The following is a 15,573-nucleotide window of genomic DNA, read 5'->3' on the forward strand; positions in this document are numbered from 1 at the left end:
TCGTGAAACGAGTTAGCAATTACTGCGCCAGATCAGCTCTGACGCAATAAGCGCGTACTCACTTCGTCGTTTTCTTTCGCCGTCGACATTAATTTGACGTAGGTTTCGAACTGGCGCGCGTTATCTATCATCTGCACCAACGCATCGACCGTGTTGACGTTGCTGCCTTCTAGCACGCCACTGGCGATCGTGACGCCGGCATCGGCCACCGCTTCGTCGCCACCTACCAGACGGAACAGACCGTCAGCGCCTTTTTCCAACTGATTTGGCTCAGGATCGACCAGCTTAATCCGATCGAGCACCGCCAAAACATTGGCATCCTGGCCGAGCGGCACGATGCTGATCGTGCCGTCGTTGCCGATTTCCACCTTGTCCGCCGGCGGTATAGCCACGGGACCGTTATTCCCCATCACCAATTCGCCGGAACCAGTTTCCAACAAGCCTGCATTGTTAATGCGCAAATCGCCGCGCCGGGTGTAGGCTTCCGCGCCGTCCGGGGCTTGAACGGCAATCCAACCGTCGCCTTGCACGGCGATATCGAGATCGCGCCCGGTGTTCATCATCGTTCCACCGGACATATCCGCCCCGATCCCGGTTTCCTGCGAATAGACTCGGCTTGGCAAACCGGGGCCGTACACCGGCGCGCTCAAATACGCGTCGAGATCGGCCCGAAAACCGGGCGTGTTCGCATTGGCCAGGTTATGGCTGGTATGTTGCTGCGCCTGCAAATTGTGCTTAGCGCCCGTCATAGCCAGATAGAGAAAACGGTCCATGGTCGATCACCTTAACGGGTTGCGTTCATCAGTTCCTGCGTGATCGCATCCTGCGTACTGATCATCTTCGCGTTGGCCTGATAGCTCCGCTGAGCGGTGATCATCTTCACCAGCTGTTCGCTGATGTTGACATTGGATTGCTCCAAAGCACCCGCTTGCAAGCCGCCGAAATCTCCACTCTCCGGCGCCCCAAGAATCGGCTGACCGGAGTCGAAAGTTTCTAGCCACGCATTATTACCGTGCGGCTGCAAGTTATGCGGGCTCGGGAATTTGGCCAACGCGACTTGTCCCAACGGATCGGTTTGACCGTTCGAGTAACGCGCAAAGATCGTACCGTCGCTCTCCACCGTCACCGTGGTGAACTGGCCGGCCGCGAAGCCGTCTTGCGCCAATTCGCTGACGCTGAAGGATGAGCCGTACTGCGTCATGTTGCGCAGATCCAAGCCGGTGATATCCAAATCGGCCGCACCGGCGAGAGGGCTGCCAGGCCCAGTCGAGAACGTTACGTTCTGGAGGTCGGCATTGGTAAAATCAGGTGGCATCACGCCTGCCGGGCTGATGCCGACCATCATCCCGTTGTTATCGAACTGGACGTGAATGGGGTCCGAGTTATCCGGCTCCTGGCCGCCCAGTCGCGTATGAACTTCCCAGGTATTTTCGTCCGGATCGTCCGTTTTAACGAAGTAGAAGTCGATCATGTGCTCGCGCCCGAGGGAGTCGAAAACACTACCCGTGGTCGCGTAGGAATAGGTATTGGGATCGTCGGCATCGAAGGCGCCAGCCGGCAAGGTCTCCGCGAACGCATGCATGTTGGCGCTGACCCTAAAGTTCTGTGTCGCGTTCGGCGCGATATCGCCGGTGTTAATGCGCATCGGCCCCAAGGCATTGGTGACATTCCCGTCCGGCGACATCTGGTAGCCGGTCAACCGATGGCCGTCCGGGTTGACGATATAGCCGTCCGGATCAGGGTCGAAATTACCCGCCCGGGTATAGCTAATGGAGCCGTTGTTATCCATTCGGAAGAAGCCGGTACCGTTCACCATCATGTCCAAGGTTTTTCCGGTAAACTCCGGCTGCCCCTGCTCGAACAATTGCTTCACGTTGGTCAGTCGCACACCGTGACCGATTGCATTCTGCGCGACACCTAAGTGGCTGGTCGCAAAGATATCGGCGAATTCGGCACGCGACTGTTTGAAACCGTGAGTCTGACCGTTAGCAATGTTATTGCCCGTCACGTCAAGACTAGCGGACGCGGCTTTCAAGCCGGTCAATGCACTTTCGAAACTCATTTCGTATTCTCCGTTATGGTTCCCGATTACATGATCTGACGTACGTCAGCCAGACTTAACTCACCGAGCCCTTCCAAGCTCAACATGGGGCTTCCCCCGTTCTTGCTGAGGCTTACGCTAGTGACCTTTGCTCCCATTAGGGTTGCGACCTCGATGGTCTCGCCCATGAAGACGGTTTCGGCACGAACCTGATACCGCCCGGGGGGCATGGCGCGGCCTTCGCTATCGACCCCATCCCACGTAAAAGGCACTTCGCCCCCATTCTGAGCTCCGAGCGATATCTGGCGCACGAACTCGCCGCTCTCGCTGTAAATCCGCAGCGTCAAGTTATCGACACTACGCGGCAGCTGAATAAAACCTCTCATGCCGCCTTCTTCTTTAAGGCTACCTTTATTCGTTTCGACAATGACTTCGCGGTCGATCAGCGACGCTGCGCGCAGCGCCTGATCGCCTGCCAGATCCTGTTGAAACTTCTTAAAAGACTCTTGTAACTCAGTGATTCCGCTAGCCGTTGTAAACTGCGCGATCTGCGACAAGAACTCGCCGTTATCCATCGGATTGAACGGATCTTGGTTTTGCAACTGCGCAATCATCAGGGTCAGAAAATCCTGCTGCCCCAGCTCGTTCTGCGGATGGCTCGCTGACCGCTGTTCGCCCAGAACACCGCTTCCGCCTAATGCACTAAGATTCATCCCCTCGCCCCCTTAGCTACCCAATCGTAGGGTCTGTAGCATCAGTTCTTTGGAGGTGTTCATCACCTCGACGTTGTTCTGATAAGAACGCGATGCCGACATCATATTGACCATCTCTTCCACCGTGTTCACGTTGGAGCGGTACACGTACCCCTGCTCGTCCGCCATCGGATGATTAGGCATATACATCGCCTTAGCCGGCGCATCGCTCTCAACAATGCCGCGGATTTCCACCGGGACGTGCTGTTGCGGCGCGTTGCCTTGGGCATCCCGCAATGCAGCGGCAAATATGGGCTGCCGGGAACGATAAGCCTCGGCTTCGCTACCGGCGACGGTTTCGGCGTTCGCCAAATTACTGGCGGTCAGATTCAGGCGCAGCGACTGCGCCGTCATTCCGGAGCCGGAAATATCAAATACGTGAAACAGCGACATGGTCGATTATTCCCCCCTGAGTGCGCCGACTAAGCCCTGAATGCGATCGCCAAGGAAGGTCAGCGACGCCTGGTAATGCACCGAGTTTTCGGCAAACTTACTTTGTTCGGCATGCATCTCTACCGTATTGCCGTCCAACGCCGGGCCATACGGCACGCGGTAGAGCATTTCCGCACGGCCGGCGCTAAAGTTTGCAGGTTGCAGGTGGCGCTCGTTCGTCGTTTGTAACGGCGCCATTTTCTGACCGGCGGTGGCTTGCTGCATAGCCGCCTGAAAATCGAAATCGCGGGCTTTAAAATGGGGCGTATCGGCGTTCGCGAGATTCTCCGCCAATACTTTGGCGCGCTCGGAACGCAGGTTCAGCGCAGCGGGATGAGCGCCTAAGGCTTTATCGAAAGAGATACTCATGTCGCACCTCAAATAACGGACTTATGCCGTCATTTGCAATGTGCGTGCCAACAATCAAAAATTACCGGATAGGAGGTTAAATCGATCAGGACAACCAAAAGCGCCCGGCACGGTAAGCGGACTGCATCGCTCCGCCCAGGAGCATATGCCGCCGCCCCTGCCCACGGGTTCTTTCATTCAAAAACAAGCGGATATGTCTCGCAACGGACCTGGCGCTGCCGAAATTTTGACTCCTACCAGGTAGGATTTCCGTCACTATTCCGGCATACCGACACCCAAGATCGCCACCGGCTCGGCAGCAAAGCAAGAGGACGCTATTCCATGGCTCCTCAGTTACCGCGCACCTGATAGATCACCCCTTTCGGCAAGCGGATCATCTCATAGTCGTCGGCTTGCCGAGCTAAAGATTCGGATGCTCCGACAATCAGGTATCCGCCCGGATTTAGCGTCTTCGCCATCCGCGCCAGAATATCGGTGCGCGACTCAACCGAAAAATAGATCAACACGTTCGACAAAGATACACGTCGAAACGCCCAAGCACGGCAAAACTTTCAAGCAGATTATGAGTGCGAAAGCTCGCCCTTCGCTTAATTTCCGGTCTTACCTCCCACGTCTGCGGGTCAAGTTCGCGGAAGAAGCGAACACGCCTTTCGTCAGTCAGCCCCCGTGTGATCGCCGAGCTGTTATAGCGGCCTAAGGAAGCTTGCTCTACAATTTGCGGCGATATATCCGTACCCAACACCTCGCCGTCCAGACGGCCGCCCTGCTCGTTATATTCCTGAAGACTCATACTGATGGAGTAGGCCTCCTGCCCGGACGAACAGCCTGCCGACCAGACTCGGGCGTTATAAACCCGTCGCTTCTGCAGCTCCGGAAAGACGTATTCCTTTAAAATAGCGTAGGGATAATTGTCGCGGAAAAACTGCGTTTCATTGGTTGTCATCGCCTCGATGACTTGCGCGCGCAAGTTACCGCCACCAAAACGATCCAGTTGCGCCACCAACTCCCCCAGATCGTGAAAACCATGCTCCAACATAACAGGAGCCAACCGGCTGGCAACCAGATACTGTTTGTTCTCACCCAAGACGATGCCGCAGGCTCGTTCCAGAAACTCTCGGAAATCCTGATAATGCTCAGGCTTCATCAATGCTGACGCCAACGTTCATTAAACCTCTTCCGACCGCTGCATAGAAGGTGGCCATCACGTATCATCCAAGCTGCACGGTCACGGTTAAGAGTGCATCGAATGCCTTTGCGGCTCGATACCCTCCCGACAATCCTCAGTCTAGCTCATCAAACAGAACATCGACCTTAAGGTGCCAAGGCGTCAAGGCGAGCAACCACCAATCCCGCTAACTCATCGGGGTGAAACTTCGGCAAGAAATCATTCGCCCCAACCCGCTGCACCATACTCTTATTAAACATACCACTAAGCGAAGTATGAAGCAGAACATGAATGTGTTTCAGCCCTTCTTCACCCCGTATAGCTGTTGTCAAACTATAACCATCCATGCGCGGCATTTCGATGTCGGAAATCACCATGGCCAAACGCTTGAACGGAGACGAGGAATCCTTCTCCCATGCCTGCAAGGTCTCATAAGCGGATTGCCCATCATTAACCAAGGTATATTCGACGCCGATTTTCTCCAAGGTGCGCTTGATTTGGTTACGCGCGACAACCGAGTCGTCGGCAACCAGAATATGATACTGGCCGGCGCCTTCGTGTTGGCTCAGGCCGGTGGAATCCTGCAATTCCAGCTGTACGCCCCCAGCCCGGTTGACTTCATCAAGCACCTTCTCGACATCGACGATCTGCACCATCTTGCCGTCAACCTTGGCCACAGCGGTGAGATAGGCCCCGGCAGCATTTTGCGGCGGCGGCAGCACATCCTGCCAATTTACATTAACGATGCGATCGACACCCGCCACCAGAAAGCCCTGCACCGAACGATTGTATTCGGTGATAATGACCGCATTGCCAGCCGACTCCGCCAAAGCCCTTCCTGTAGTTGCCTGGCTTAAGTCGAATATGGAAATTGTCTTACCGCGAATATGCGCCACGCCGCGTACGATTGTGTGAGACTTCGGCATTTTCACCAACGGCGGGCTAACAATCACTTCCCGCACTTTAAAAACATTGATGCCGAATACTTGACTGCCGTTCATACGAAACAGCAACAACTCCATACGGTTGGAGCCCGCCAAATTCGTACGCTGATCAACGGTATGCATTATGCCTGACATGGTGCCCTTCCTCGTCGCCTCGTCCAGTTCATCGGCGGGCACCGGGAAACCTTTACAGCTTTTATGATTGCTTAGAGAACCGCGCGGCGGCACGGGAATTGCACAGACCCAGGCAAGCCAGGGCAAATGACCGGCCAGGAGCTACCGAATGCGTACAAGCGCTACGACCATAGTCCCACCGACGATGAAGAACGTCGGAATTTTGGCGCGTCTTACCTTACTGATTAACACCGTCCTAATCGGTACCTTAATGAGCACGAACGCGATTGCCAGCGGCAAATACCAGACCTTGGGCAGCATTCGGGAAACCGTTCGCATGTTCGCTATCGAGCAGCACGAAGGAAGCGGCCGAGATACCGAAATCGAAGTGGGACACTTGGACTCGCGGTTGCGCTTAGCAAGGTGTAGCCAGCCCTTATCGGCTTTTTCGCCGCACGATCAAGCTCGCCCCGGACACATGACCGTCGGCGTTCGCTGCGAAGGTAATCGCCCGTGGACGCTTTATGTCCCGGTCCGGGTTAACAGCTACATTAACGTACTCACGCTGACCGCATCGAAACCTCGCGGAAGCACCTTAAACCACTCAGACTTACGCGCGGTCCGAAAAAATATCGCCACCCTACCCCACGGCTATTTTACCGACATGGAGGAGGTATTGGGCATGGAAGTACGCCGCCCATTGCGCCCGGGCGACGTACTCTCGCCAAACGCCGTTACCCAACCGCGCATGGTCACGCGAGGGCAGGAAGTCTGGCTGATCGCGGAGGCTGGCAGCATCAGCGTTACCGCCAAGGCCACAGCCTTGCAGCATGGCTCCCAGGGAGACCGCATACAAGTGCGCAATCTTTCATCCGGGCGTGTAATTGAGGCAGAGGTCATAGACGAAAATCGGGTTCGGACGGCATTATAAAGAGCGGCTTAAAATCCGGATTAAAGTTCTCATAGTAATAGCCGATACGGGTTACTAGGGAATCGTACAGCGCTTCCCTAGACTAAGGAGAGGTCGACGACTGCATGACTTTCGGCGACCAGGATCGCTAAGGAGACGACAATGTCCAACCCAATCGACAACAACACGCGGCTTAACGGTACCTTGATCAATACCGGACGCACTCAAGGTACTGGCAATACGGGCAAAAGCAACGAGCCCGTCGCCCCGGTAGAAGGCAAAAACGGGACTGCGCAAGCCGGTGTAGAGTCCGAGCGTTTGCAGATGGTACGCGATCGTATCGACAGCACCCCCGAGGTAGATATCGAGCGCGTCGAAGCCATCAAGCAGAGCATCGCCGAGGGCCGCTACCCTCTCGATCCGGAGCGGATCGCGGACAAATTCGCGGAACTCGAAGGCTTACTTAATAGTTGAGTCGAACATGACGGCGCACACCGATCCTCTCACGATGCAAACCGTACTCGAACGTAGCCTAGAGACACTTGAGCACCTGCATCAACTGATGGAGCAAGAATCCAGGCGGCTGCAAGCGCGAGAAGTCACCGACTTGGAAGAACTCCACCAGGGCAAGCTCGACGCCTTACAAGCCTTGGAAGCGTGCGAGCAGGATCGGCGTGCGCTGGTCGCCGCCGCTGGCTTTGACGATCAAAGTGCGGAGGGCATGAGAGCCTATCTACTCGCGCAGGGCGACGAACCCCTAGCAGAGCACTGGACACAACTCACCGCCAGCCTTGTAAAGCTACAAGTTATGAATGAGGTCAATGCGCGCGTCATTCACCGGACCTTGTCGCACGTACAGCGGGATCTTTCGCTGATAAGCGGCGAAATTCCCACCAATACCTACGACCCGAAAGGGCGCCAAGCTTCCCCGCGGGGACGCACGATCACCCGCGCCTGAACACCGAGCGGGCCGCATCGCTGCACTCGTGTACCTTGCCGTCTCTCTCAAAAGCACTGAGCGCTATCGCTACGTGACGAAAACTCGGTCACCGCCATCATGTCGGCGGTGCGCTGGCCGACAAAGCTTGGATCTGAGCTCGCAGCGGATTATCGGGCGGCAACAAAGGCACCAATCGCGACCAGTAGTCATGGGCCTTGTCCATACTTCCAAGCTCTACCGCTACCCGACCCGCCAACCAAAGCCCTCCGGCATGCTCGGGCTCTAACTCCAATGCTCGCGCCAACAACAGACTGGCCTGATACAAATGTTGCTCGCCACCCACATGAAACAACTGCTGCGCCTGGGCAATTAACAAATCGGCACCGTCTCCCCGCAATCGCCGAACCTCCCCTAGCGCCTCTGCCGCAAGCGCATGCTTATTCAACATGATATAAGCGTTCGCCAACAGCAGCCAACGATCGGCCCGGGTAGGGTCCTCTACTACCTCCCGCTCCATATGCGCCAAATTAGCGCGTATTTGAGCCTTTCGAGCCTCGATGTCGGGACCTTCGTCGGCAACCCCGACTCTGGGAATGGCAGGCGTTCCAAGACGTCCCTCCACCGCCGCAACATGACCGCCGCCTAGGCCTAAATAGAGCGGAAACGCCAATAGCGGCACCATGGACGCGATGGGAATGATGCTCCAACGGTGCTTGCGGCGCTTACCGCTAACGCCACCCCTTCCTCGACACAGCTGGAGCAGCTCCTGTTCCAGCTCCGCCTGAGCACCTAGGTACTCAGGCCTGCTTAGCTCCCCCCGCCGATACTCGGCGCGCAGCTCCCGTAAGCGGCTTCGTAAGACAAGCACGTTGGAATCGGTAGAGGTATGCCGCGGACGATCGACCAGCCATAGCGGTCTCAAGACTATGGCCATAGCCAACAAAGTCATCGACAAAATAAGCAGCCAGAAAACAGTCGTCACGACTCACCTTTTCCTTAAGGAGTCTTCCTTTGTTCTTTATAGTCAAAAAGCATCCTGCTTACTTAGTAAAGGTAGCAGCAATGAGACGCGCCACAGAAATACGCAAACGTCCAAGAAAAGGCGCGCGGAACAATACCACATCCTCGTGGAAGAGCGTTATCTAACGAGCGACTACCGCCCTGGCGGCAGCGGCATGGCGGGCCAGCCTCTGATAGCGGCGGTCGCTGGCGGCCAATAAGCCTCCTAAAACCATAAGCAAACATCCCGTCCAGCCTAAATAAGTAAAAGGCTTGTATTGGATTTGCAGCTGCCAAGTTGTCTCCACCGGCGATTCCTCTAATCGAACAAACAGCTTCCTAAACGCCCCTACCCGCTGAACAAGCTCGAAGCGAATCGCTTGCTCGCCGCGATCAACGCGATGCTCGGGGTTAAGCTCCGCCAAGAAAACGCCAGCGCGACTAACACGGACAATGCCTTGACTCTCAACGTAGCCTTCCCCGCTGCCGGAAGGCACGTCATCGACATAAAACACATACCCCTGCACCTCAATGCTATCGCCCGAAATTACGCTGAACGTGCGCTCGCTACCGAAGCTGCTCGCCAGCGTTACGGCCAGTGCAAACTGCGCCAACCCCAGATGTGCGAGCGCCATACCCCATATAGCCCGCGGCAACCTTGCTAATGCCGGCAGGCGCCGGTCATTCTGCCGCACGCCATCCCACAGCCGCCAACCCGCACTTAACATTACCCATAGCGCCACCCCCACTCCCAGGCTCGCCAAGAAAGAGACACCACTGACGAAATGCATAGACACCATCGCACCAAGCAAGGACACCGACACGCCGATAGATAGTATCCGGACAAGCCGTCGGGCATCGTCGCCCTTCCAGCGCAACAGCGGACCGGCCCCTGCCAAAGCAAGCACCGCCAGCGCCAAAAACGCCCAAAGAAGCTTAAGGTAATGCATTACCGTCGCGGCAGGCCGAGCATCGAACACACCCAGCAAGACGAAATACGACAGGCTCGATAAAAGAACTGCCATCCCGGCAGCGAGTACCACATTGTTGAGCAGCAGCGCGGACTCACGAGAGATAGGGACAAGACCGCGCTTCCATCCGCCCCCAGGCGCACGCCGAAAATAGAGCAACAAAGCACTACCTACGACAGCGACAAAAAGCCCCCACAGGAAAACAGTCGACATTCTATCCGTCGCATACGCATCTCCCCCGGCGCTCGATAAAAGTACCGCCAGTAAACAGAAGGCAAAGGTAAGCACGGCCAGCAAAACCGTCCATCGACGAAATACACCTCGCTTTTCCGTTGCAGCAAGCGCATGCATAAGGGCGGTAGCCGCAAGCCAAGGTAAGAGAAATGCCTGCTCGACCGAAACCGGAAACCAGGCACCTTCCCACCCCGGCACCGGATACGCCCATAAACTATTCAGCGCCACCCCGCCAGTAAGAAGAGACCAGGTAACCGCGGTCCAAGGTCGCGACCAGTGTGCCCAAGTAGCGTCCAGGTCGCCCCCGATAAGTGCCGCTATCGCGAAACTAAACACCACCGCAAACCCCACAGCACCTATTAGCAATAGGGGCGTTTGAAGAGCGAACCCCAGACCCTGCGGAAGCGGATCGAGAGCAAGCCCCTCGACCGGAGCCGGCAAAAGACGCTCGAAAGGGTTCGAGACAAACAGAACAAAAAGCAAAAAACCGACGCCAAGCAACCCCATCACTCCAAGCACGCGAGCCGCAAAGCGTTCCGGCAAACTGTTAGAGCGGTAACTTAAAGCTTCGCCCCAAACCGATAGCATCAACACCCATAACAGCCACCCTCCCTCGGGGCCTTTCCACATAGCAACCAGCTTATAAAACGCAGGCAGCTCCGCATTCGTATGGTGAGCAACGTAGGCAAGCGAGAAGTCGTCCGTTAGAAAACCGTATGTTAGGGCCAAATAGGCAATGCAAAGAAAAATACACTGACCCCGTGCCACCGGTTGCGCAACAGCCATCCAGTCCAGGCGGCCGTAATGCGCCCCCGCTAAAGGCACAACTCCTTGCACGATAGCCAACACTAGCGCAAGAATCAGCGCGAAATGCCCGAGCTCGGGAATCATGCAAACCTCTTCTTATGATTCTGTGGGTAGGGATCTATCAGGCTACCGAAGCCTGATAGTGCGGCACATTACTGTGCCGGGGCACCGCGAGCCGAAAAGCCCATGAATGGGCTTTTTCGGAAACCTGCTAGATCGGCAACAAAACGGCAAGCGGCCGAGCAAAACCATGACGACTACCCGCAGCTTCAAGCACCCGCTGCCGCCGTTGTTTCTACAACCGGTCGCACTCGCCGAAATAAGACGCATTTCCGTATTTGTTCTGCGGCACTTCCCTAATGTGGCGAAAGTATAAACACAATATTGCGATGCGCCATATTTTTAGCGTTCGGCGGCTTACTCCTCGCCGGGCAGACACATTAACAAGGGCAGCGTTTCACCGCCAAACGCTACCCGGCACACTTTTGCTAAGAAAAATAAAAGAACGGCTACAGGCACCCGCCGCCGTCAAGCGACTTTGCCGATAGCCGTTGCGCGTATTCCTTACCGTTAGTTCGCCGAACAAGTAGTAAGGGACGCTAGGTCTTAAACCTTTGCATCAACATCCGTAACTGTTCCGCCGACTTCGCCAGCTCCTCGCTTGCTTTCGAGGTTTGCACGACGCTTTGCGCATTCTGCTCGGACACTTCGCTGATTACATGCAAATTTCCGTTGATTTCGTTGGCGGCCGCCGTCTGTTCTTCGGTAGCGCTAGCTACCTGCTGCGCCATATCGTTAATCCGACGAACCACCTCGGTAATACGGTCCAGCGACTCCCCGGCCTTTGTCACCTGGCTGACGCTATCTCGTGCTCGCATTTGACTGCTATCCATGACCGAGGAAGCTTGACCAGCCCGCTGTTGAAGCGACTCAATCATCGCCTGAATCTCCGTGGTCGATTCTTGCGTGCGATTAGCCAAGTTACGCACCTCGTCGGCAACCACCGCAAAACCACGCCCGTTCTCGCCGGCCCGTGCCGCCTCGATCGCGGCATTCAAAGCTAATAGATTGGTCTGCTCGGCTACCGCCCGGATGACTTCCAAAACCTCTCCAATGTTGTCGCTGTCGGTCTTCAGCGCTGCGATCACCGCAACCGCATTGGCCACCTCCTCCGCCAGACCATTGATAACGCCCATTGTCGTCGTCACGACCTCACGGCCGTCATGAGCCTGATCGCCCGCTTCTCGCGCACTGTCGGCTGTCAGTTGGATATTGCGCGCGACTTCTTCCGTGGTTGCGGTCATCTCGTTCATGGCCGTTGCCGCATCGTTGACTTGCGAGCTTTGTCGCCGCACGCCCTCGTCGGTTTGCTCGTTGATCTGAGTTAACTCCGTTGCCGCCGACGCCACCGACTCTGCATTCCGGTTAAGATCCGAGATAATCGAACGCAGGTTCTTCTGCATTGACGCAATGGCAGCCAAAAGGCTCTTATCGTCCCCCGCCTTTAGCTTAACGGCGACGGTAAGGTCCCCTTTGGCGACATATCGAACGATATCCGCCGCATAAGCCGGGTCGCCACCCAAAGTGCGAACGATAGACCGAACCACAGCTAAGCTCGCGATAACCGCGACTGCAACAATCGCACCCGCGAGCATGACAATCGTCCAGAACACCGTCCGCAGCTGCGCCATCGCTTCCGCCGCGTCGACTTCCAGCACAAGCCCCCAACCAAGCAATGGGATATTGGTATAACTTCCTACCACCGGGGTGCCCGCCGCGTTGACATAGCGACCGACTCCGCTCCGTCCTGCCGCAATAGCGTGGGCAGCCTCGGTATCGAGGGCCCGGTTGAGATCGCGAATCGAGGCCGCCGGCGTCACCGCTTTGCGATCCTGCGCCACCAGATAAATCTCGGCCGCTATCCCGACATCCAACTCATTGATACGCTCCACGATCCGGTCGATATCCACCGCACCGCGCATAACCGCAACGACCTTTCCATCCTGACGGATAGGAATCGCGACATTACTGATTCGCGAACCCGTCGCCCGAGAAACCAGCGGCTGAGAGAAAACATCTTCGCCCGAGATGGCTCTTTTGAACCAAGCCCTATCGTGCACATCAAACTGGTACGCCTCGCTAGCGCTCAGTACGCGCGTACCTCGCGAACTGTGAGCAACCCCGACGAGACCTCTACCCTCGGGGCTTACGACATAGATGGTGTCGTAATAGCCCTGACTCGCTGCAATTCGCTCTAGCAGATGATTTAGAGCCTCGGCATCCAAGTTGCGAGCTGGATCCAACTCAGCCAAATAACGCATTTCATCCTGCCTGGCCATTAGCCAGTCCATGAAGGCTTGAGCGTTCATCTCGCCCGTACCGCGCAGTTGGCCCAATGCGACTTCAGTGTATGAATTTCGATATTGCTGATAAACGAGCGTAGTTACCAACACAATGGCAACCAGCACAAGAGAGACGATCATGGCTGTTAATTGCCCGGCAAAACCGAGGCGGGCATAGAGGCGCTGCACAGCAGTCATAAAGTTTGCAGGCTCCCTTATCGATTAGGGTATCCAGTGTCGGCCCCTCCCTTACCGACAGGAGCGACCGGCGCACTTATTTTTATTCTTCCCCATTTATCGGCCGGAACCGGACTCGTTTAACCCCACAAGCGTGAAACACTCCCCAAAAAACCAAAAAAAGAAAAGCTATTAATTAGCATGCTAATTAATAAATAACTAACAAAAAGCCAGTTAATAAATATATAGCCAGGATTTTCTAGACAGATGACCGGCTAGCGGTTTCCATAGGCACAGCAATCCCGCCGGCGCCGAAATCGCGAAACAGACGGCACTGTTTTCGGAATCGTTCTAGAAAATAAAATGGGATGTATGTCGGAGGGAGAGGCGGGCGCTACCCGCCATTAAAAAAGGCCGAGTCGTGACTCGGCCTTTTTAATTTGGTGGAGCCAGGCGGGATCGAACCGCCGACCTCCTGCATGCCATGCAGGCGCTCTCCCAGCTGAGCTATGGCCCCGATGTCTCAGGAGCTGCGTATGGTACGCAGCTCCTCGACGTTCGTCAAGCCTCTTCGGCATCGATATACGCGATCGCCGCGTCAATGCGCGCTAAGGTCGCTTCACGACCCAGCAACGCCAACGTCACATCGATCGGCGGCGATACCGGACCACCCGCAACCGCTACCCGCAAAGGCTGCGCAACCTTACCCAGCTTCAGATCCAGCACCTCGGCGACGCCTTGCACGGCAGCGTGTAACTGCTCGCCTTCCCAGGCCTCGCACGCGTCGAGTACGCGCTTTAGCTCTTCGAGCACCGGCCGCGCCTCGGCCTTCAGATTCTTCTTAGCGGCCTTTTCGTCGTAGCTCTCCGGCGTACGGTAGAAAAACACACTGTTTTGCGCCATTTCCACCAAAGTCTTCGCACGTTCGGCCTGAGCCTCTGCCACCTTCTCAAGCGCCGGCCCCTGACTCGGATCGATGCCGAGCTCTCCCATATGCCAGCTCAAATAGCGAGCGACATGCGCCGGCGCCAGCGTCTTCGTGTAATGCTGATTCAGCCACGTCAGCTTGGAAGGGTTAAGACTGGAGGCAGCACCGTTAATATCGGCAATATCGAACAGGCCGATCATCTCATCCAACGAAAAGATTTCCTGATCGCCGTGGGACCAACCCAAGCGTACCAAATAGTTCAACACCGCCTCTGGCAAAAACCCCTTATCGCGGTATTCCATAACGCTGGCCGCACCCGTGCGCTTAGACAGTTTCTTGCCGTTCTCGTCGAGAATCATCGGCACATGGGCATAAACCGGCGGCGTAGCACCAAGCGCTTTAAGAATGTTCATCTGACGCGGGGTATTGTTAAGGTGATCGTCGCCACGTACGACATGGGTAATTTCCATGTCCATATCGTCGACCACAACCGTAAAGTTGTAGGTGGGACTACCGTCGGCTCGCGCGATGATCAAATCATCCAGCTCGCTATTGCGGAAAACGACCGCTCCCTTGACCTTATCGTTGACGACTACCTCGCCTTCCGTCGGGTTGCGGAAGCGAACGACCGCCTGCTCGCCGGGCGCCGGCGTCTTATTCAGATTACGGCAACAAGCGTCGTACCGCGGTTTTTCTTTCCGCGCCATCTGCTCTTCCCGCAGCTTCTCCAAGCGCTCCTTAGAGCAGAAGCAATAATACGCCTTACCTTCGTCCAACAGCTGCTGGATGACTTCTTTATAACGGTCGAAACGCTTGGTCTGATAAAACGGCCCTTCGTCGTACTCCAAACCGAGCCACCCCATCCCTTCAAGAATGGCGTTGACCGCCTCCGGCGTGGAACGCTCAAGGTCAGTATCCTCGATACGAAGCACGAAACTACCGCCGTGCTTACGCGCATACAGCCATGAGAACAACGCGGTACGCGCACCACCGATATGTAAATAGCCAGTAGGGCTGGGAGCAAAACGGGTTTTGACCTTCATCGCCTGTCCGGTGCTGTTGAATGAGGTGAGTATGTTACCAAAGTCCGTGGCTGCACAAAAAAGGCGCTAAACACTATTTGGCCAGCAATTGACAAGCACGAATAGGCTCCCTAGAATTCCCCGCTCTTCGGGCGCGTAGCTCAGCGGGAGAGCACTGCCTTCACACGGCAGGGGTCGCTGGTTCAATCCCAGCCGCGCCCACCAGAAAACTTATAAAAGCAGCGACTTACGAAATTATCGGGGTCGCTGTTTTTGTTTCTGGCCGCAGTCCCCTACCCCATGCACAGCCTCCAGTGACACGAACGACGCAGGATACTCCGCTAGCGGCAGCTTGACACCGGCACTACAAGCGGTTGACACCGAGAAACAAAAGAATGCAAAAGAAGCTATCGGGAGCTTGGCCAT

General features: G+C 55.9%; 13 protein-coding genes, 2 tRNA genes and 1 pseudogene. 4 read left to right on the forward strand and 12 right to left on the reverse strand.

All coding sequences use genetic code 11. The features are described from left to right. Positions 1–32: 32 nt before the first annotated feature. From flgF to CAI21_RS11955, 7 genes and pseudogenes are all read right to left on the reverse strand, one after another. Positions 33–773: a flagellar basal-body rod protein FlgF gene (gene flgF, locus CAI21_RS11925; protein ID WP_116302489.1), complete on the reverse strand. Its 741-nt coding sequence runs from the start codon at positions 771–773 to the stop codon at positions 33–35. An 11-nt stretch (positions 774–784) separates the two neighbouring features. Further along, positions 785–2,062: a flagellar hook protein FlgE gene (gene flgE, locus CAI21_RS11930; protein ID WP_116302490.1), complete on the reverse strand. Its 1,278-nt coding sequence runs from the start codon at positions 2,060–2,062 to the stop codon at positions 785–787. A gap of 26 nt (positions 2,063–2,088) precedes the next feature. Beyond that, positions 2,089–2,754, reverse strand: coding sequence for a flagellar hook assembly protein FlgD (locus tag CAI21_RS11935; protein WP_116302491.1), 666 nt, complete (start codon positions 2,752–2,754; stop codon positions 2,089–2,091). A gap of 12 nt (positions 2,755–2,766) precedes the next feature. Beyond that, positions 2,767–3,186: a flagellar basal body rod protein FlgC gene (gene flgC / locus CAI21_RS11940; RefSeq protein WP_116302492.1), complete on the reverse strand. Its 420-nt coding sequence runs from the start codon at positions 3,184–3,186 to the stop codon at positions 2,767–2,769. 6 nt (positions 3,187–3,192) lie between these two features. Continuing rightward, positions 3,193–3,594 carry a flagellar basal body rod protein FlgB gene (gene flgB / locus CAI21_RS11945; protein WP_116302493.1) on the reverse strand — a complete coding sequence of 134 codons (402 nt, stop codon included), beginning with the start codon at positions 3,592–3,594 and terminating at the stop codon, positions 3,193–3,195. A gap of 329 nt (positions 3,595–3,923) precedes the next feature. Further along, positions 3,924–4,738: pseudogene (locus CAI21_RS11950) on the reverse strand (CheR family methyltransferase). A 167-nt stretch (positions 4,739–4,905) separates the two neighbouring features. Continuing rightward, a complete protein-coding gene (locus CAI21_RS11955) occupies positions 4,906–5,838 on the reverse strand; it encodes a chemotaxis protein (protein WP_116302494.1) in 933 nt (310 codons plus the stop codon). Positions 5,839–5,986: 148 nt separating this feature from the next. Between CAI21_RS11955 and flgA the strand changes: the two genes are divergently transcribed. The 3 genes from flgA to CAI21_RS11970 all read left to right on the forward strand — a co-directional run bounded on the left by flgA (position 5,987) and on the right by CAI21_RS11970 (position 7,685). Further along, the gene (flgA, locus tag CAI21_RS11960; RefSeq protein ID WP_116302495.1) at positions 5,987–6,748 is read left to right on the forward strand and encodes a flagellar basal body P-ring formation chaperone FlgA; all 762 of its coding nucleotides are present in this window, start codon (positions 5,987–5,989) and stop codon (positions 6,746–6,748) included. A 141-nt stretch (positions 6,749–6,889) separates the two neighbouring features. Further along, positions 6,890–7,201: a flagellar biosynthesis anti-sigma factor FlgM gene (flgM, locus tag CAI21_RS11965; protein WP_116302496.1), complete on the forward strand. Its 312-nt coding sequence runs from the start codon at positions 6,890–6,892 to the stop codon at positions 7,199–7,201. A gap of 7 nt (positions 7,202–7,208) precedes the next feature. After that, on the forward strand, positions 7,209–7,685 hold the full coding sequence (locus CAI21_RS11970; RefSeq protein ID WP_116302497.1) for a flagella synthesis protein FlgN: 477 nt from the start codon (positions 7,209–7,211) through the stop codon (positions 7,683–7,685). Between the two features lie 97 nt (positions 7,686–7,782). On the opposite strand, the gene ccmI is transcribed toward CAI21_RS11970, so the two are convergent. The 5 genes from ccmI to gltX form a co-directional block, all read right to left on the reverse strand. Further along, positions 7,783–8,649: a c-type cytochrome biogenesis protein CcmI gene (gene ccmI / locus CAI21_RS11975; RefSeq protein ID WP_116302498.1), complete on the reverse strand. Its 867-nt coding sequence runs from the start codon at positions 8,647–8,649 to the stop codon at positions 7,783–7,785. A 160-nt stretch (positions 8,650–8,809) separates the two neighbouring features. Beyond that, entirely contained in the window at positions 8,810–10,762 is a 1,953-nt protein-coding gene (locus CAI21_RS11980) for a heme lyase CcmF/NrfE family subunit (RefSeq protein WP_116302499.1), read from the reverse strand. 515 nt (positions 10,763–11,277) lie between these two features. Beyond that, positions 11,278–13,218 (reverse strand): methyl-accepting chemotaxis protein, encoded by a 1,941-nt coding sequence (locus CAI21_RS11990; protein WP_116302503.1) that lies wholly within the window; start codon positions 13,216–13,218, stop codon positions 11,278–11,280. Positions 13,219–13,638: 420 nt separating this feature from the next. Further along, positions 13,639–13,714 (reverse strand) — tRNA-Ala (locus CAI21_RS11995). 44 nt (positions 13,715–13,758) lie between these two features. Beyond that, positions 13,759–15,168, reverse strand: coding sequence for a glutamate--tRNA ligase (gene gltX / locus CAI21_RS12000; protein WP_116302504.1), 1,410 nt, complete (start codon positions 15,166–15,168; stop codon positions 13,759–13,761). Between the two features lie 129 nt (positions 15,169–15,297). Here gltX and CAI21_RS12005 point away from each other — a divergent pair. Further along, a tRNA-Val gene (locus CAI21_RS12005) sits at positions 15,298–15,372 on the forward strand. The last annotated feature ends 201 nt before the right edge of the window (positions 15,373–15,573 follow it).

Source organism: Alkalilimnicola ehrlichii (assembly GCF_003399765.1).
Classification (GTDB): Bacteria; Pseudomonadota; Gammaproteobacteria; order Nitrococcales; family AK92; genus AK92.